At 66.1% G+C, this 18,475-nt stretch carries 16 protein-coding genes; 8 read left to right on the plus strand and 8 right to left on the minus strand.

Features of this window, described 5'->3' with window-relative positions:
* Nucleotides 1-169: 169 nt before the first annotated feature.
* From SLG_RS00590 to SLG_RS00605, 4 genes are all read left to right on the plus strand, one after another.
* Nucleotides 170-1,318 carry a phosphoserine transaminase gene (locus SLG_RS00590; RefSeq protein WP_014074451.1) on the plus strand — a complete coding sequence of 383 codons (1,149 nt, stop codon included), beginning with the start codon at nucleotides 170-172 and terminating at the stop codon, nucleotides 1,316-1,318.
* A gap of 149 nt (nucleotides 1,319-1,467) precedes the next feature.
* On the plus strand, nucleotides 1,468-3,051 hold the full coding sequence (serA, locus tag SLG_RS00595) for a phosphoglycerate dehydrogenase (protein ID WP_014074452.1): 1,584 nt from the start codon (nucleotides 1,468-1,470) through the stop codon (nucleotides 3,049-3,051).
* Nucleotides 3,052-3,164: 113 nt separating this feature from the next.
* A complete protein-coding gene (locus SLG_RS00600) occupies nucleotides 3,165-4,301 on the plus strand; it encodes an ATP phosphoribosyltransferase regulatory subunit (RefSeq protein ID WP_014074453.1) in 1,137 nt (378 codons plus the stop codon).
* 137 nt (nucleotides 4,302-4,438) lie between these two features.
* On the plus strand, nucleotides 4,439-5,197 hold the full coding sequence (locus tag SLG_RS00605; protein ID WP_014074454.1) for a Crp/Fnr family transcriptional regulator: 759 nt from the start codon (nucleotides 4,439-4,441) through the stop codon (nucleotides 5,195-5,197).
* A gap of 7 nt (nucleotides 5,198-5,204) precedes the next feature.
* Here the strand turns inward: SLG_RS00605 and SLG_RS00610 are convergent, their stop codons facing one another.
* On the minus strand, nucleotides 5,205-5,645 hold the full coding sequence (locus SLG_RS00610; protein WP_014074455.1) for a hemerythrin domain-containing protein: 441 nt from the start codon (nucleotides 5,643-5,645) through the stop codon (nucleotides 5,205-5,207).
* A gap of 712 nt (nucleotides 5,646-6,357) precedes the next feature.
* Between SLG_RS00610 and SLG_RS00615 the strand changes: the two genes are divergently transcribed.
* The 3 genes from SLG_RS00615 to SLG_RS00625 are packed head-to-tail and all read left to right on the plus strand — an operon-like array spanning nucleotide 6,358 to nucleotide 13,107.
* Complete coding sequence (locus SLG_RS00615) at nucleotides 6,358-9,702, plus strand: transglutaminase family protein (protein ID WP_014074456.1); 3,345 nt, start codon at nucleotides 6,358-6,360, stop codon at nucleotides 9,700-9,702.
* 5 nt (nucleotides 9,703-9,707) lie between these two features.
* The gene (locus SLG_RS00620) at nucleotides 9,708-12,200 is read left to right on the plus strand and encodes a circularly permuted type 2 ATP-grasp protein (RefSeq protein ID WP_014074457.1); all 2,493 of its coding nucleotides are present in this window, start codon (nucleotides 9,708-9,710) and stop codon (nucleotides 12,198-12,200) included.
* 10 nt (nucleotides 12,201-12,210) lie between these two features.
* Nucleotides 12,211-13,107 carry a transglutaminase family protein gene (locus SLG_RS00625; protein WP_014074458.1) on the plus strand — a complete coding sequence of 299 codons (897 nt, stop codon included), beginning with the start codon at nucleotides 12,211-12,213 and terminating at the stop codon, nucleotides 13,105-13,107.
* Nucleotides 13,108-13,166: 59 nt separating this feature from the next.
* Here SLG_RS00625 and rpsT read toward each other — a convergent pair whose 3' ends face one another.
* The 7 genes from rpsT to SLG_RS00660 form a co-directional block, all read right to left on the minus strand.
* Nucleotides 13,167-13,430: a 30S ribosomal protein S20 gene (gene rpsT, locus SLG_RS00630; RefSeq protein WP_014074459.1), complete on the minus strand. Its 264-nt coding sequence runs from the start codon at nucleotides 13,428-13,430 to the stop codon at nucleotides 13,167-13,169.
* A 138-nt stretch (nucleotides 13,431-13,568) separates the two neighbouring features.
* Nucleotides 13,569-14,135 (minus strand): HdeD family acid-resistance protein, encoded by a 567-nt coding sequence (locus SLG_RS00635; RefSeq protein WP_014074460.1) that lies wholly within the window; start codon nucleotides 14,133-14,135, stop codon nucleotides 13,569-13,571.
* 21 nt (nucleotides 14,136-14,156) lie between these two features.
* Nucleotides 14,157-15,290: an AI-2E family transporter gene (locus SLG_RS00640; RefSeq protein WP_014074461.1), complete on the minus strand. Its 1,134-nt coding sequence runs from the start codon at nucleotides 15,288-15,290 to the stop codon at nucleotides 14,157-14,159.
* A gap of 148 nt (nucleotides 15,291-15,438) precedes the next feature.
* Entirely contained in the window at nucleotides 15,439-15,789 is a 351-nt protein-coding gene (locus SLG_RS00645; RefSeq protein ID WP_014074462.1) for an arsenate reductase, read from the minus strand.
* Nucleotides 15,786-16,274, minus strand: coding sequence for a GFA family protein (locus SLG_RS00650; protein ID WP_014074463.1), 489 nt, complete (start codon nucleotides 16,272-16,274; stop codon nucleotides 15,786-15,788). The genes SLG_RS00645 and SLG_RS00650 overlap by 4 nt, the downstream gene beginning before the upstream one ends.
* Nucleotides 16,271-16,705: an RrF2 family transcriptional regulator gene (locus SLG_RS00655; protein WP_014074464.1), complete on the minus strand. Its 435-nt coding sequence runs from the start codon at nucleotides 16,703-16,705 to the stop codon at nucleotides 16,271-16,273. Before SLG_RS00655 ends, SLG_RS00650 begins: the two co-directional genes overlap by 4 nt.
* Before the next feature lie 174 nt (nucleotides 16,706-16,879).
* Nucleotides 16,880-18,253, minus strand: coding sequence for a class II 3-deoxy-7-phosphoheptulonate synthase (locus SLG_RS00660; protein ID WP_014074465.1), 1,374 nt, complete (start codon nucleotides 18,251-18,253; stop codon nucleotides 16,880-16,882).
* A gap of 95 nt (nucleotides 18,254-18,348) precedes the next feature.
* On the opposite strand from SLG_RS00660, the gene SLG_RS22335 reads away from it, so the two are divergent.
* On the plus strand, nucleotides 18,349-18,474 hold the full coding sequence (locus tag SLG_RS22335; protein ID WP_269453889.1) for a hypothetical protein: 126 nt from the start codon (nucleotides 18,349-18,351) through the stop codon (nucleotides 18,472-18,474).
* Nucleotide 18,475: the final 1 nt, after the last annotated feature.

Here is an 18,475-nt window from a genome sequence, read left to right on the forward strand (position 1 = left end):
GCCGGGCGTTCAGGCGCAGAGCGTGCCTCCTCCGGGGTCGGGGCTCGCGCCCCCATGAATGCTTGCGGAGGCCACAACGCGGCTTGACTTTGGCGTGGCTGAGCGTAGGGCCGCCGACGGGCCACGCGGTCCCAACGCCGCGCGTGCTCTCTGCAAGGAGACGCAACACATGACTGAGGTTACCAAGCCGGGCGTCAAGCCCGCGCGCCCCCATTTTTCGTCCGGACCCTGCGCCAAGCCGCCGGGCTACAGCCCCGACAAGCTGGCCACCGCCGTCCTTGGACGTTCCCATCGCTCGAAACTCGGCAAGGATCGCCTCGCTTATTGCATCGCCCTGATGCGCGAGCTGCTGAACCTGCCCGAGACGCATCGCATCGGCATCGTGCCCGGCTCGGACACCGGTGCCTTCGAGATGGCGATGTGGACGATGCTTGGTGCCCGCCCGGTCACGACGCTCGCTTGGGAAAGCTTCGGTGAAGGTTGGGTCACCGATGCCGCCAAGCAGCTCAAGCTCGATCCCACGGTGATCCGTGCCGATTACGGCCAGCTCCCCGATCTTTCGCAGGTCGACTGGTCGAACGACGTGCTGTTCACCTGGAACGGCACCACGAGCGGCGTGCGCGTGCCCGACGGCAACTGGATCGCGGACGATCGCGAAGGCCTCTGCTTCGCGGACGCGACCAGCGCGGTTTTCGCCTACGACCTGCCCTGGGACAAGATCGACGTCGCGACCTTCTCCTGGCAGAAGGTGCTGGGCGGCGAAGGCGGCCATGGCGTGCTGATCCTCGGCCCCCGCGCTGTCGAGCGGCTGGAAAGCTACACGCCGAGCTGGCCGCTGCCCAAAGTGTTCCGCCTCATGTCCAAGGGCAAGCTCGCCGAGGGCGTGTTCAAGGGCGAGACGATCAATACGCCGTCCATGCTCGCGGTCGAGGATGCGATCTTCGCGCTCGAATGGGCGAAGACCATTGGCGGCGACCGGGGCCTTATTGCTCGCGCGCAGGCCAATGCCGACGCGCTGAACGAGATCGTTGAGGCACGGGACTGGCTCGGGCACCTGGCTGCCGATCCGGCGACCCGCTCGATCACCAGCGTCTGCCTGACCGTCGAGGGCGCCGATGCCGACTTCATCAAGAAGATGGCCTCGCTGCTCGAGAAGGCCGATGCCGCTTATGACGTCGCGGGCTATCGCGATGCACCGGCTGGCCTGCGCATCTGGTGCGGCGCCACGGTGGACACGGCGGATATCAAGGCGCTCGGCCCGTGGCTCGACTGGGCCTATGCCGAGACCAGGGCCGCGCTGAGCGCGACGGCCGCCTGACATCTTGCCCTCTCCCCTTGAGGGGAGAGGGTTGGGAGAGGGGCAAACAACCTCTCCCTTATCGCTCCATTCATTCAATAAAAGGGCCGGCGCCGAGAGGCATTCCCCTCTCCCCGGCCCTCTCCCCAAAAGGGGAGAGGGAGATTCACATGACCAAGCCCAAAGTTCTCATTTCCGACAAGATGGACCCTCAGGCCGCGCAGATCTTCCGCGAGCGGGGCTGCGAGGTGGACGAGATCACTGGCCTGAAGCCCGAGGAACTGATCGAGATCATCGGCAAATATGATGGCCTTGCCATCCGCTCCTCGACCAAGGTGACCAAGGACATCCTCGATGCCGCCACCAATCTCAAGGTGATCGGTCGCGCCGGCATCGGTGTCGACAATGTCGACATCCCCTATGCTTCGGCCAAGGGCATCGTCGTCATGAACACCCCGTTCGGCAACTCGATCACCACCGCCGAGCACGCCATCGCGCTCATGTTCGCGCTGGCCCGCCAGCTTCCCGAGGCGGACGCCAGCACCCAGGCCGGCAAGTGGGAGAAGAACCGCTTCATGGGTGTCGAGGTGACGGGCAAGACGCTCGGCCTGATCGGCGCGGGCAATATCGGGTCCATCGTCGCCAGCCGCGCGCTTGGCCTGCGCATGAAGGTCGTGGCGTTCGATCCCTTCCTTACCCCGGAACGCGCGATCGAGATGGGCGTGGAGAAGGTCGATCTGGAGACGCTGCTGGCGAAGGCGGATTTCATCACCCTGCACACACCGCTCACGGACCAGACCCGCAACATTCTCTCCGCCGAGAATCTGGCAAAGACCAAGAAGGGTGTGCGCATCATCAATTGCGCGCGCGGCGGCCTGATCGACGAGGCGGCGCTCAAGGAAGGCCTGGAGAGCGGTCATATCGCCGGCGCCGCGCTGGACGTGTTCGCTGTCGAGCCGGCCAAGGAGAACCCGCTGTTCGGCACGCCCAATTTCATCTCCACGCCACATCTGGGCGCTTCCACCAGCGAGGCGCAGGTGAACGTGGCATTGCAGGTGGCCGAGCAGCTCAGCGATTATCTCATCTCCGGCGGCGTCACCAACGCGCTGAACATGCCGAGCCTCTCCGCGGAAGAAGCGCCCAAGCTGCGCCCCTACATGGCGCTGGCCGAAAAGCTCGGCAGCATGATCGGCCAGCTCTCGCATGACGTCATCCCGCGCATCTCCATCCACACCGAGGGTGCGGCGGCCGAGCTCAACCAGAAGCCCATCGTCTCGGCCGTGCTCGCCGGTTTCCTGCGCACGCAGACGGACACGGTGAACATGGTGAACGCGCCCTTCCTCGCCCGCGAGCGCGGCATCGAAGTGCGCGAGATCAAGACCGAGCGCGAAGGTGACTATCACACGCTGGTGCGCGTCTCGGTAAAGACCTCGCAGGGCGAGCGCTCGGTGGCAGGAACGCTGTTCGGCAATGCGGCGCCGCGCCTCGTCGAGCTGTTCGGCATCAAGGTCGAGGCCGATCTCGATGGCAACATGCTCTACATCGCCAACACCGATGCGCCCGGCTTCATTGGCGCGGTGGGCACCACGCTGGGCGAGGCCGGCATCAATATCGGCACGTTCCATCTGGGCCGGCGGGAAGCGGGCGGGGAAGCGATCCTGCTGCTTTCGGTCGACGGGTCCGTGCCGCAGGAACTGCTGCGCAAGATCGACGCGCTGCCGAGCGTGCGCCGCGTGACGCCGCTCAAATTCTGAACCATGAGGCGCACGCTTCCGGGTCCCCGGGGGCGTGCGTCTGGCGGTCGTTTCAGGACGGATGCGATGAATTTCTCCTCGCCTGCGCGCCCAAATCGACTAAATGCCCGGCCATGACCGACGCGATTGCTCCAGGCCTACTACCGGAAGGTCTTGCCGACCGTCTTCCCCCAAAGGCGGAAGCTTCCGCGCGCCTTGTGCGCGAAGTGCTCGATACTGTCGCGGGGCATGGCTACCGGCGCGTGATGCCGGCGCTTGCGGAGTTCGAGGAAACCCTCGTCGCGCGTCTCCAGTCGGCGGCTGCCGAGGACCTGCTGCGCGCCGTCGACCCGGTTTCGCAGCGCACGCTCGCCATCCGGCCGGACATGACCGCGCAGGTCGGCCGCATCGCCGCGACGCGCATGGCATCGACGCCGCGCCCCCTGCGCCTGTGCTATGGCGGGCCGGTGATGAAGCTGCGCGCGGACCAGCTTCGCCCGGAGCGCGAGCGCATGCAGGTGGGCGCCGAGATCATCGGCACGGACAGTGTCGCTGCCGCCGTGGAGATCGTGAACGTCGCCATCGAGGCGCTGCAGCGTGCGGGCGTGCAGGGCATCACCATCGATTTCACCCTGCCTGACCTGGTGCCGACGCTTGCTGCGGGACCGATGCCGCTGGCGTCATCGGAGGTCGAGGCGGTGCAGGCGCGGCTGGATGCCAAGGATGCCGGCTCTCTGGTGGAGCTTGGCGAAGGCGCGCGCGCTTATCTGGGCCTGATCGAGGCCACCGGGCCGTTTCATGCCGCCATGGAGCGGCTGGAGGCTTTCGATACCGGGCCCGCTCAAGGCGCGCTTGTCGACCGGATCGCTGCGCTGCGCGCCATCGCAAAACCGATTGGCTGGGACATCACCTTGACGCTCGACCCGACCGAACGCCATGGCTTCGAATATCAGAGCTGGTTCGGCTTCTCCGTTTTCGCGGAAGGATTCATTGGCGAGATCGGGCGGGGCGGCGCCTATCAGGTCGCGCGGCCGGATGGTACGAGCGAACCGGCGATGGGCTTCTCGCTCTATCCCGATCCCCTGATCGATGCCGGCTTCGGAGCCGAATCGGCGCGGCGCCTTTTCCTGCCGCTCGATCACGATCCGGTTCGCGCCGCGGAATTGCGCAGGCAGGGCTGGGTGACGGTGGCCGCGCTCTCGCGGGACGATGATCCGCAGGTGCTGGGATGCGAGGCGCTGCTGGCGGGCCAGGACATTCGCGCTCTTTGAGCCCGCCTGCGGGGCGCCTGCAGGGCGAGAATCGGGCGGCCGGCAGTGATCCGCGACGGTTCCCTAGTATTATTCCTTATTTCGGGAAGAGCTTGCCAGGAGCACAATGATCTAAGTCAAACAGATCGGAGGTTTCCATGGCGCGAATGGACGTGCTGCCCGTCGCTCGAGCCTATAGCGACATCGCAGGCCTAGTTGCCGCTCCCCCTCGCTGCCGCAATTGCGCCGTGCGCGACTCGGCGCTTTGCTCGAGCCTGGACAATCGTGAGCTGAGCGCGCTCAGCGACATCGGCCGGCGGCGGACCATCCCCGCAGGCCAGGTCGTCAGCTGGGCTGGCGACGCCAGCAGCAGCTGCGCCAATGTCGTGAACGGGACCCTGAAGGTCACCGCGACCATGGCGGACGGACGCGAACAGATCGTCGGCCTGCTGTTCCCGGGCGATTTCGTCGGCCAGCTTTTCTCCGACGAGACTTCGCTGACCGTGACGGCGCTTACCGACACGGATATCTGCAGTTATTCCCGCACGGCATTCGAGGGCCTGCTGGACGACCTGCCGCGGATGGAGCGGATGCTTCTCAAGCGCACCATGGCTTCGCTCAACGAAGCGCGCGACCGCATGCTGTCGCTGGGGCGCAAGAACGCGCAGGAGCGCGTGGCAGGCTTCATTCTCGATCTCGCCGATCGTTCCGGTCGCGAGGAGCATGATGGCAGCATCCATGTCCATCTGCCGATCAGCCGCGGCGGCATGGCGGACTATCTGGGCCTCACCATCGAGACAGTGAGCCGTCAGCTAACCAACCTCAAGTCCGCCGGCATCATCAGCTTCGCCAAGGGCGATCGGGAATGCCGCATCCTGGATCGCGACCAGCTGGAGGACATCGTCAATCCGGCGTGAGGGGAGCCTAGGGCGCCATCCAGCTTTCCTTCAGCGCGATGGCGCGGCGGCTTCCGTCGAAAAAGCAGCGAAGCATGTATGCCAGCTGCCCGACCTGGTCCCGGTCACCTTGTCGTGATTGCTGGAGGAGCGCGTTCACCAGGTCCTGCGCGTGCATTTCATCGAGTTCGTGCATCCGGCGTAGCGCGGCCAATGCGGCGTCATTCGGACGCACGGCTGGCGGCAGGGCGGCGAAATATTGTTCCGCACGCTTGAAATGCGTGGCGGTGACATGCTCGATCCGCTCGCACAGATGCTGGATCTCCTGAGGGGCCGGCAGCGCGGGCAAGCCATCGGCCAGCGTTTCGAGGTCGCGGCAGAGCATACGCTGCACAATATGATCCTCCCGGATCGCATCGTAGCTGGGCGGCTCGGGCAGCAGGGAAGGGGGGAGGCTTGGGGGGGGCATCCGTCAGGTCTCCTCTCGCGAATGTCGCTCATCATGAGCGAGCGGTGACAAAAGACCTTGATCCCGGTCAAGGGCGAGGAGGCCGAAGAGAAGGGCCATCCGGGCCGCGTGGGACGGATCGGCATTCTCTCCTCCCGAGGAGAAGCGGAATCGCGCCTGACGAGCTGATTCGCCGAGTTGTGGCGAGACCGGGGGCCATGAAGACCGGATGGAGGTGACGGCCCTGCAATGCCGGTCCAACACTGTGCTGAGCTCTGGAAGTTGACAAAGATGATGACACGTCCGTGTCATCTTCCGCTTCCCTGAACTTTGCGGCGAGGAAATTGAGGCGGATGCCAGCGCCTGTCCCGGCAAGCTTGCGCGGCCTGACCGGATGATTGAACCCTCCAATGAGAAAGAGCCGTGCCTTGCCTGCCCCTGTCGACAGGCGCGGCGTCCAGAATGGCTGCCACGGCAGAGGGTCTGTAGGACAGGGGAAAAGCGAGGCTGAGGTGGGAGCGGCGGGCCGCTATCCAGCGCGCTTCTCCGTCCCCCCAATGCGAATGGCGCGGGCCCCTGCATCGGCGCCATCCCCGGGCGCACCCCGCTGATACTCACCTTCGGAGGGTGACCGAGCCCATAAAGGCACAAATTTTCCCCGGACCACCTCACCACGCATGTCCGTTGCGCATTGTCTATTGCGCATTGCACAATATTTGCGTTGATTGCCCGGATGCTCAAAGCCGCCGTCTATCACCGCACCGCCTATCACTACAGCCGGCCTGTCCGCCTTGGCCCCCAGATGGTGCGCCTGCGGCCTGCCCCGCATAGCCGGACCAAGGTGCCGAACTATGCTCTGCGCATCGAGCCGGACAACCACTTCATCAACTGGCAGCAGGATCCCCATGGCAACTGGCAGGCCCGGCTGGTGTTTCCCGAGCCTGTCGACCGTTTCGTGGTCGAAGTGGACCTGCTGGCCGACCTCGACGTCATCAATCCGTTCGACTTCTTCGTGGAGCCTTATGCGGAAAATTACCCGTTCGCTTATGAGGAGGCGCTTGCCAGCGATCTTGCTGCCTATTTCGATCTCGAGGTGCAGGGGCCGCTGTTTGAGTCACTGGTCGCGCAGCATGCCGGGCATCAGGGCCGCACGATCGATTTCCTCGTCGACATCAATCGCCAGCTCGAACAGCGCGTCGGCTATGTGATCCGCATGGAGACGGGCGTGCAGACGCCCGAGGAGACATTGCGGATCGGCACCGGCTCGTGCCGGGACAGCGCGTGGCTGCTGGTGCAGCTGCTGCGCCGGCTGGGCTTCGCTGCGCGCTTCGTTTCCGGCTATTCGATCCAGCTCGTGGCGGATGTCGAGCCGGTCGAGGGGCCCAAGGGCGTGAGCCAGGATGTGGTGGACCTTCATGCCTGGGCGGAAGTCTATGTGCCCGGCGCCGGCTGGATCGCGCTCGACGCCACGTCCGGCATGTTCGCCGGCGAAGGGCATATCCCGCTCTGCGCCACGCCGCATTATCGTTCCGCCGCGCCGATCGAAGGCATGGCCGAGCCGGCCGAGGTCGACTTCCGGTTCGAGATGCGCGTCTCCCGCATCGCGGAAGCGGTCCGCATCACCAAGCCGTTCACGGACGAGCGCTGGTCAGCCGTGCAGGCACTCGGCGAGCAGGTGGATGCCGATCTCGCCGCGCAGGACGTGCGTCTCACCACGGGGGGCGAACCCACCTTCGTCGCCGTGGATGGGGGGCAGGAAGACGAGTGGAATGGCGGCGCCGTCGGCCCCACCAAGCAAGGCTATGCCGACAGGCTGACCCGCGCCCTGCGCGCGAAGTTCGCGCCCGGCGGCATGCTCCATCACGGGCAGGGCAAATGGTATCCGGGTGAAAGTCTGCCGCGCTGGGCCTATGCCATCTACTGGCGCAAGGATGGCGCACCGGTGTGGCGCGACGCGACCCTCATCGCGCAGGAGGATGGTGAAGGCAAGGCGCCCGCCACGCCCGCGATGGCGGAGCGCTTCATGGCCGGGCTGGCCGCCGGGCTGGGTGTGGGGCCAAGCTATGTGCTCCCGGTGTTCGAGGACGAGGAGGAATGGGCGAAGAAGGAAGAAGCGCTTCCCCTCAACGTCACGCCCGAGGACAACAAGCTCGACGACATCGAAGCGCGTGAACGGATGCGCAAAGCCTATGAGCATGGGCTCTCCAACGCCATCGGCTACGCGCTGCCGATCCAGCGCTGGCAGGCTGCGCAACCCGCGCCGCGCTGGATGAGCGAAGTGTGGAGCGTGCGCCGGGGCCGGCTCCGCGCGGTGCCGGGCGACAGTTCGCTGGGCTATCGCCTGCCGCTCGGGGCGCTGCCTTATGTCCCGCCGGCCGCCTTCCCCTATATCCACCCGCGCGACACCAGCGAACCACGCGAGCCGCTGGCCGATTTCCATGTCCAGCGCACCGAGCGCGCGGCCAGGCCCGATCCGCGCGAGCAGATGGTGGCCTCGCGCAGCGAAGCGCCGGACACCGCGGCGCAGGAGCGCGTCGAGCAGGAATTCATCGAAGGCGCGGTCCGCACTGCCATCACGGTGGAACCCAAGGCGCATTATCTCTCCGTGTTCCTGCCGCCGGTCCGCGCGCTGGAGGATTATCTGGAGCTGGTGGCGGAAGTGGAAGCGGTGGCATCCGCGCTGCAGGTGGAAGTGCGGATCGAAGGCTATGCCCCGCCGCCGGACCCCCGCCTGCAGGTGCTCAAGATCACGCCGGACCCCGGAGTCATCGAAGTCAATATCCAGCCCGTCGCGACCTGGGCGGAGACGGTGGACCTCACCGAATCGCTGTATGACATCGCGCGCGAGCACGGGCTGACCGCGGACAAGTTCATGATCGATGGCCGGGCGGTGGGCACCGGCGGGGGCAACCACATCGTGCTGGGTGGGCCGAGCCTTGAGGATTCGCCGTTCATCCGCCGGCCGGACCTGCTCAAGAGCTTCGTCCTTTACTGGCAGCGGCACCCCTCGCTCAGCTATCTCTTCTCCGGCCTTTTCATCGGGCCGACAAGCCAGGCGCCCCGCATCGACGAGGCGCGGCATGACGGCCTCTACGAGCTGGAAGTCGCGCTGGCGCAGGTGCCCGGGCCGGGGGCAGGCGAGATGCCGCCGCCATGGCTGGTCGACCGGCTGTTCCGCAACCTGCTGGTCGACGTGACCGGTAACACGCATCGCACCGAGATCTGCATCGACAAGCTCTTCTCGCCCGACGGCCCGACCGGCCGTTTGGGCCTGGTGGAATTCCGCGGGTTCGAGATGCCGCCGGATGCGCGGATGAGCCTGGCGCAGCAGCTCCTGCTGCGTGCCCTCACGGCCTGGTTCTGGCGCGCGCCGCAGGATGGCGGGCTCGTGCGCTGGGGAACCCGCCTCCACGACCGCTTCATGCTGCCGCATTTCGTATGGAGCGATTTCCTCGATGTGCTCGCGGACCTGCGGCACGCCGGCTATGTGTTCGACCCCGCCTGGTTCGAGGCGCAGCGCCAGTTCCGCTTTCCGGTCCATGGCACGGTGCGCGCCGGTGGCGTGGAGCTGGAGATCGCCCATGCGCTGGAGCCATGGCATGTGCTGGGCGAGACCGGCGCGATCGGCGGCACGGTGCGCTATGTCGACAGCTCGACAGAGCGGTTGCAGGTGCGAGTGAGCGGCCTTGTGGAAGGGCGCCATGTCGTCGCCTGCAATGGGCGACGCGTGCCGATGACGCCGACCGGCGTGGTGGGCGAAGCAGTGGGCGGGGTCCGCTACAAGGCCTGGGCACCCTCGGACTGCCTGCATCCGCGCCTGCCCGTGAATGCGCCGCTGACCTTCGACATATTCGACCAGTGGAGCGGGCGATCGCTCGGCGGCTGCGTCTATCATGTGGCGCATCCGGGTGGTCGCAACTATGATGACGTGCCGATCAATGCCTATGAGGCAGAAGCGCGGCGCAAGGCGCGGTTCCAGGATCATGGCCATACGCCGGGATCGATGGCGCTGCCGCTCGAGGAGAAGACAGGGGAATTCCCATTGACGCTTGACCTGCGCCGCCCCCCGAGCTTGTGACACGGATGGCAGGCGCCACAGTGACCATGGAAGATTTCGATCCCGCCCTGCAGCGTTACCGGCGGGAAGCCAGCCGCAGCGACCTGATGCTGAGCGCGCAGGGCGATCCGCGCATGGCCGCATGCTGGCAGTCCATGCTGGCCACGCTCGCCGGGCCGGACCGGGGCGGCCTTTCCGGCCTGCAGGAGCGCACGGCGCAGCAGGTGCTCGATCTGGGCATGGCCTTTCGGCTGACCGGCGAAGTGGAGGAGCGGGTCTGGCCGCTCAGCCCGGTTCCCATATTGCTCCACGCGACCGAATGGCGCGGAATCGAGGATGGCCTCGCGCAACGGGCCGACCTGCTCGAAGCGGTGCTGGACGATGTCTATGGAGCGGGACGCCTCGTGCAGGAAGGCGCGCTGCCTGCCGCTATCGTCACCGGCAGTCCCGACTACTGGCGCCAGATGCAGGCCATCCCGCCGCCGCATGGACATCGGCTGCAATTCTATGCCGCCGACATGGCGCGCGGGCCCGGCGGGGAATGGCGCGTGCTGGCCGATTATGTCCGCTCGCCGGTGGGGGCCGGATACGCGCTGGAAAACCGGCTGGCGATGACCAGAGCGACGGACGATGCGCTGGGCGCCATGAACTTCGCCCGGCTGGCGCCTTTCTTCGCCAGCTTCCGGCAGGGACTGGCGGCGATCTGCGCCCGCCCGGATCCGCGCATCGCCCTGCTTACGCAGGGGCGATACAATCAGAGCTATCCCGAGCAGGCGCATCTGGCCCGTTATCTGGGCATATTGCTGGTGGAGGGCGATGACCTGACCGTCCGCGACGGGCAGCTGTTCGTCCGCACGATCGAAGGCGTCAAGCGCGTGGACGGTGTCTGGCGCCGCATGGGCACCGATCTGCTGGATCCCCTGGCATTCGACGCGCGCTCGACTATCGGCGTACCGGATCTGTTCGAGGCGATCCGGACGGGTGGCCTTGCCATGGCGAACTGGCCGGGTGCCGGGCTGGTGGAAACGCCCGCCCTTGCCGCTTTCCTGCCGCGGCTGAGCAAGCGCCTGCGGAGCGAAGCGCTGCGCATTCCCAATGTCGCGACCTGGTGGTGCGGTCAGAAGAGCGAACGCGAGCATGTGCGCGCGCATGTCGATACGCTGGCCATCGGTTCCGCCTTCGGCCTGCCGGTGCCTGCCATCCCGCACGGCCGCGCCCGGCTCGCCGCGCGGCTGAGCAGCTCGGAGCGCGCCGCCTTCCTGGCGGAGCTGGATCAGCGGCCCGTCGATTATATCGGGCAGGAACTGGTGCGGCTCTCGACGACGCCGGCGCTGGTCGGCGGCCAGCTCCTCCCCCGCCCCTTCATCCTTCGGACCTTCCTCGCCCGGGATGCGCAAGGCAACTGGTGCGCCATGCCGGGAGGCTTCGCACGCCTCGCCGCCCATGACGACATGCGCGCGGTGCTGATGGGCGAGGGCGACATGTCCGCCGATGTCTGCATCGTCGCCGACGAGCCGCAGCCGGCCATGACGCTGCTGGAAACCGGCAAGGCGATCAGCATCCGGCGCGTGGCGGGCACGCTGCCCAGCAAGGCGGCCGACAATTTCTTCTGGCTGGCGCGCTATCTGGAGCGGGGCGAAATGGTGCTGCGCATGGTGCGCGTGCTCATCGGCGGCAGCATCGAGGCGGAAACCGCGTCCTCGCTCGACCAGCCCACGCTGCGCCGCGTTGCGGACGTGCTGATCGCCTGGGGCGCGGCGACAAACGCCGCCGTGACGGGCGGCATCCACCCGCTATGCGTCCATGCCCTGAGCGATCCGAAGATGCCCGGCAGCGTGCACGCGCTTTTCGAGGCGGCCGAGGCCATCGGACGGGGCTTGCGCGAGAGGCTCGCGATCGATTTCTGGAGGCTGCTCAACCGGGGGCTGGGCGATGTCGCCGCGATGCAGGGGTCACAGCTCATGGCGCATGTCGCCCGGCTGCTGGATCGCTGTGCGTCGCTTTCCGGCCTTTCTGCGGAAAACATGATGCGCGGGGCCGGCTGGCGCTTCCTCGACATGGGTCGGCGGCTCGAGCGCGCGGTGCACATTTGTCGGCTGGTCAAGACCTTTGCGGGCGACAATGCCAGCGCGCACGATCTCAATCTCCTGCTGGACCTCTCCGACTGCCAGATCAGCTATCGCACCCGCTATCTCGCCGGCCTCGCGCTTGCGCCAGTGCGTGACATGCTGGTGCTGGAGCCGGGCAATCCACGGTCGCTGGCGTTCCAGGCCGATGCTCTGCTGGAGCATCTCTCGGCGCTGCCCACGCTGCGTGACGATGGCATGCCCGAGCGGCCGGTGCAGATCGCCAATGCCATCGCCGCGCGGCTGCGCGCCACGACGGCCGAGACGCTTGCGGCAGGCGACCTCGACTTCATCGAGCGGCAGCTTCTCGACCTGTCCGACAGCATCAATGACCGCTTCTTCCTCAAGGGGGAGGATGCCCCGCGCGCGTCGGGCATGACCCGGCTCGCATGAAGGTGCCCGCATGAGATACAAGGTCAGCCACATCATCCGGGTCAATTATAATCCGCTCGTGCGCCTGGCGCATTTCAACCTGCGCCTGGCACCGATTCCCTGGCCCGGGCAGCAGGTCGATCAATACGAGCTCGCCGTTGATCCGCTGCCGGATCGGCGGGAGGAGCGGCCGGGCGCCTATCCTTTCAAGCTCGTGCGCGTCGAGATCATGAAGCCCATATCGACGCTTGAAGTGCGCTCGACCTTCATCGCCGAGGTCGGCGATGCGGAACTGGATTTCGCGGCCTCAGGGCTGACCATCGCACAGGTGGCCAAGGCGGCCCTTGAGGTGCGGCGGCTGGATGCCATGGCGCCGCCCCATTATCTTTTCCCGTCCCGCCTGCTGCCTGCCACGCCGCAGATCGCGCAATGGGCAAGACCCCTCCTGCCGCCGGACGCGGACTGCCTGAGCAGCGCTCTCGCCCTGGCCCAGACCATCCGGTCCAGCTTCCGGTATGACACGAGCGCGACGCAGGCGGATACGCCGGTCGCCGACGCCTTCGCTATCAGGCGTGGGGTCTGCCAGGATTTCGCCCATGTGCTGATCGTGGCCCTGCGGTCGGTGGGGCTGCCTGCGGCTTATGTGAGCGGCTATCTGCGCACTTATCCGCCCCCGGGTCAGCCGCGACTGGTCGGCGCTGACGCGATGCACGCCTGGGTGGCGCTCTGGTGCGGGCCGCAACGGGGCTGGGTCGGCATTGATCCCACCAACGGCGTGATGGCCAATGCCGATCATCTGGTCGTGGCCATGGGGCGCGATTATTCGGACATCTCGCCGATCGACGGGGTGTTCGTGGGCGGCGCCTCGCAGAAGACCTATAATTCGGTCGACGTCTCGCCGATCGATACGCGGACGATGGCGAGCTGACGCAACAAAAACGGCGCCGAACCCGTCGGCGCCGTCTTCAATATCCCGAAGGAATGAATTCAGCCGAGCGCTGCGACGCGCTTCGTCAGGCGACCGAACTTACGGGCCGCCGTGTTCTTGTGCATCACGCCGCGGGCCACGCCGCGCGCCATCTCGGGCTGCGCAGAGCTCAGCGCTTCCTGAGCGGCCGACTTGTCACCCGCTGCAAGAGCCGCCTCGACCTTCTTCACGAGGGTCCGGATGCGGCTGAGCCGGCTACCGTTGATCTCGGCGCGACGCGCGTTGCGACGGATGCGCTTCTTTGCCTGAGGCGTATTGGCCATTGAATTCCTCGAACTCGAAACTGTTGCATGGAACGCGGCGCGAATCCCGGGAGGGAGCCAGCGAGCCCGCGTGGAAGGCCGGGCCATTAGCTGCCATTGGCTCGATCGTCAACCGCCTTATGGCAAAAGACGGTCGGTTCAGGCGGCTGTGCTCGTCGAAACCTTCCGCAGGCCAAGGCCCAGAAGGACGAGAAACAGGCCCCTGAACAGGAAGCTGATTCCGACAATGATGGCGAGGAACGCCAGACTCGGCACGGGGCCCGAGAAGAGCAGGATTGCGCCCAGCACCAGATCGAGCAAGCCGAGGAACAGCCGCCACCAGCGGTCCACCGGAAAGCGCGCGGCCGTGACCAGTTGCATGACGCCGGACACCACCAGCCAGAAACCGATCGCCCAGACCAGCGACAGCGCACCCAGAAGAGGCGCGAAGAGGATGCTGGCGCCGGCAAGAAGCGCGAGCATGCCGAGAATGAGTTCAATCCACCGCCCGCGCCGGGACAGCGACGAAATGGCGGACGCGATGGCGGCGACGCCATAGACGATCAGGACGAGCGCGAGGATGATGCCCGTTGCCAGGCCCGTGGCGATCGGATTGGTCAGTGCCAGGACGCCGATCAGGATCACAAGGACACCATATGCCACGATCCAGCCCCAGCCGGTGCGCAGGGGAGGATCACCGGGAATGGACGATTCGCTGGTTGCCATGAACCTGTTTCCTCCGTGCGCTCAGAGTGTATCGACTGGTCGAGACCCCGCTGACGACTCGGCGGCGTCGCCCGGCACCATAGCGCTTTGCTCAGGCGCGCGCATGTCCGACACGATCGTCCATGTCGCGATGAACAGGGCCGCGATGACAGGACCGATCACGACACCGCTGAAGCCGAACAACTCGATGCCGCCCAGCGTCGAAATGAGCACGACATAATCGGGAAGGCGCGTATCCCTGCCGACGAGAATCGGACGCAGGAGATTGTCGACCAGTCCGATCACGAACAGGCCGCACAGGACAAGGATGATCGACTTGACGATGGCGCCGCTCACGAAAAGATAGATCGATACCGGGACCCAGACGAGGCCGGTGCCGATCGCCGGAAGCAGCGAAAAGAACCCCATGAGGACGCCCCAGAGAAGCGCGCCTTCCACCCCGAGCACCCAGAAGACGAGTCCGCCGATCAGCCCCTGAAGGATGGCGACGACGATGCTCCCCTTGATCGTCGCGCGGATGACCAGCACGAACTGCTTCAGCAGCGCTTCGCGCTGGGCGAGACGCAGCGGTGTGCTGTTCATCAGCCGTCGCGAGAGATCGTCACCGTCCCGCAGGAGGAAGAAGGTGAGGTAGAGCATCACGCTGAGCGCGATGAGGAAGCTGAAGGCGCCCTGGCCGATCACCACCGCCTGCGCCGCAAGAACGCGCAATATGTCGGCGATGCCCGCATTGAGCCGCGCGCGGGCGGCTTCGAAGTCGGCGAAGCCAAGCCGTTCGAGCACGCCCACTGCCCAGCCGGGGAGGTTTTCACGCAGGCGTGAGAACAGCATCGCGAAGTCGATCTCGCCAGATTGGATGCGCCCATAGAATAAGGTCGCTTCCTGGATCAGCGCCATGCTGAGCAGGATCGCCGGGACGATCACCATGGCCACGATCAACACAAGCGTAATGGCCGCGCTGGTGTTCGGCCGGCGCGGGAAAGCCGCAAGCAGGCGGTGATAGACCGGCGTGAAGAGGATCGCAGCGATCACGCCCCAGAGAATCGCCACGAAGAAGGGCTCGATGAGAAAGGCGAATGCAACAGTGACGAGCAGGACAAGGCCCAGGAAGAAGCCGTCCTCTACGCGCATTCCGGGGCGGGCCTGAGGCTCCATGGGCTCACTTTCAATCCGTTCCTGCCGGGAACCGGATGGGCTCCTGCGGCGACATCATCCCAAACGCGCACAAAAGGCAATCGGCTTCCGGCGAAGCGATCTTCCCGGACATGACGGCGGGAAGGCCGCGCGCATCCCGGCGTCATACTCAGGATGCCAGTTCGCGTTCCCAGAGCGCCGGCGCGAACCCGACGAGCAGGTGGTCCAGCCCCGTCACCACCGGCCGCTTGATGATGGAGGGGTGCGCCACCATCAGGGCAATGGCCTTCGCTTCGTCAATGGCTTCCCTGTCTTCGTCGGGCAGCTTGCGGAACGTCGTGCCGGCCCGGTTGAGAAGGGCCTCCCACCCCGCCTGCTCGACCCAGCCCCGCAGTTCCGCCGGTTCAGGCGGCGCTTTCTTGTAGTCGCGAAAACTGTAGGCAATGCCTTTCCCGGCCAGCCATGCGCGTGCCTTCTTCACGGTGTCGCAGTTGGGAATGCCATGCAGGGTGATCGTCATGGGGCCGGCCATTGCTCCGTATCGTGGTCGGGATGCTGGTGATTGCTGGCGCGGATGATCGGCGCTTCCTCCACCATATCGTCTTCGGTCGCGCCGTGGTCCGGCAGCGTGGCGAGATGATCGATGAAGGGGAGGCGCCCTTCCATGCCGACTTGCGTCCGGGGCGGGGCCAGCGCGGGATCGTCGAGCGATCCGAGCGTGAGGGCGGTGCGCCCGCTGGTCTTGCCGCGATAGAAAAGCGGCGTGCCGCAGCGCGCGCAGAAGCCCCGTTCCGCGAGATCGGACGAGGCGAAGACCGCAGGGGCGCCGCGCGTCCAGACGAGCCTGTCATTGGGGGCGCCGACCAGAGCGGCGAAGACATTGCCCACCGCCTTCTGGCACATGCGGCAATGGCAGATATGGGAATTGTCCAGCAATTGCCCGGCGCGGTAGCGCACCGCGCCGCACTGGCATCCTCCGGTCGCGATGATGTCGAGGCGCTTCATGCGAGCGCGTCAGTGCTGACATCCTCGAACTTGTCGGCCAGCGTCAGCCTGTCGAGGATTGCGGCCGTCTCGTCACGGACCTTGAGCATGATCCGCCGCAGTTCGCATTCGTCTTCCGGCAGGCAGTTCTTGCAAGGCTGGTGCGCATAGCGGCTGGCGCAGGGGACAAGAGCGAGCGCCCCGTCGGTCAGGCGGAAGATGTCGCCGTAGCGGATATCGATCGGCGCGAGGGCGAGCCAGTAGCCGCCGTCACGCCCCCGGCGCGTCGCGACCAGCCCGGCCCGGCTCAGTTCGGAGAGAATGACGGTGAGAAACTTGGCGGGTATGTTCTGCGCGGCGGCGATGTCCGCAAGTTGGATCGGCCCCTCGCCATAGTGCCGCGCAAGATGCTGAAGCGCGCGGATCGAGTAGCGAGTGCGTTGCGAAAGCATACCAACCTATTTGGCAGAGAATGCGTCCGGTGCAAGTGGTTTGGCCGAATTTCAGCCGTCATGCGCACATGGCGCGCCCTGTCGCAAAGGCCGAGCGCCTTGTGTCGGTTCAGAAGATCCGCCTGACGGAGCGTCATCGCAGGCGAAGCGCGCGTCAGGCGTCCGGATCTGTCCTCAGGCGGCCTGTTTGCGCCGCTCGGCCAGTTCGTCGTTCAGCATCTCTGCCAGCAGGAACGCCAGTTCGAGGCTTTGCGCCGCGTTGAGGCGGGGGTCGCAATGCGTATGGTAGCGATCGGCAAGGCTCTGCTCCGTCACGTCGACGGCGCCACCGGTGCACTCCGTGACATTCTGGCCCGTCATCTCCGCATGGATGCCGCCGCCGAAGCTGCCTTCCGCGCGATGCACGGCGAAGAAGCCGCGCACTTCGGCGAGGATCCGCTCGAAGGGGCGCGTCTTGTAGCCGGTCGCGGCCTTGATGACATTGCCGTGCATCGGATCGCAGGACCAGACCACCGGATGCCCCTCCCGCATCACCGCGCGTACGAGCGGGGGCAGGCCGGCCTCGATCTTGTCATGGCCATAGCGCGTGATGAGCGTGATCCGGCCCGCTTCGCGCGCGGGATTGAGCAGGTCGAGCAGGCGCAGCAGCACGTCCGGCTCCAGGCTGGGGCCGACCTTCATGCCGATCGGATTGCCGATGCCGCGCAGATACTCGACATGCGCCGAGCCCTCGAAACGCGTGCGATCGCCGATCCACAGCATGTGCGCGCTGGTATCGTACCAGTCGCCCGTGAGGGAATCCTGACGGGTCAGCGCCTGCTCATAGGGCAGGAGCAAGGCTTCATGGCTGGTATAGAAGCTGGTGCCGCCAAGCTGCGGCACCGTCTCGGGAGACAGGCCGCAAGCCTTCATGAAATCCAGCGTTTCGCCGATGCGATCCGCCATTTCCCGGAACTTCTTCGCCCAGGGACTGCGGCCCATGAAATCGAGCATCCAGCCATGCACCCGGTCGAGGCTGGCATAGCCGCCGGTGGAGAAGGCGCGCAGCAGATTGAGCGTCGCGGCCGACTGGTTGTAGGCGCGAATCATGCGCGCCGGGTCCGGTTCGCGGCCCTCGGCCGTGAAAGCGATGTCGTTCACATTGTCGCCGCGATAGCTGGGCAGCTCCACGCCACCCACGGACTCGGTTGCGGACGAACGGGGCTTGGCGAACTGCCCGGCCATGCGGCCGACCTTCACCACCGGCAGCTTGCTGGCAAAAGTGAGCACCACCGCCATCTGCAGCAGCACGCGGAACGTATCGCGGATATTGTTCGGGTGAAACTCGGCGAAGCTCTCCGCGCAATCGCCGCCCTGCAGCAGAAACGCCTCGCCATTGGCGACCTTCGCCAGATCCGCCGTGAGATGACGCGCCTCTCCGGCGAAGACCAGCGGCGGGAAATTGCCAAGCTGAGCCTCGGCCGCGGCCAGTGCCGCGGCGTCGCGATAGTCGGGCATTTGCAGCCCCTCATGATCCCGCCAGCTTGCGGGGTTCCAGTTCGCCGTCATCGCCGAAAAAACTCCGTGCACGGTGCCGAGCGCCCAAGATGGGGCGCGCCGGACCGGGGGCAAGCCCCTACGCCTTCGGCGTGTCGGAAGCAAGGATGCTGCTGCGCACCCGCAGCATGGCGAGCGTGCAGGGCCAGCCGCCGCCCGGAGCCATGCGTCAATTGCAAGACCGCACTCCAGAATTGCAAACTGATATCCTGGATATCAATTATCTGTTTTGAT

This window comes from Sphingobium sp. SYK-6 (assembly GCF_000283515.1).
Lineage (GTDB): Bacteria > Pseudomonadota > Alphaproteobacteria > Sphingomonadales > Sphingomonadaceae > Sphingobium > Sphingobium lignivorans.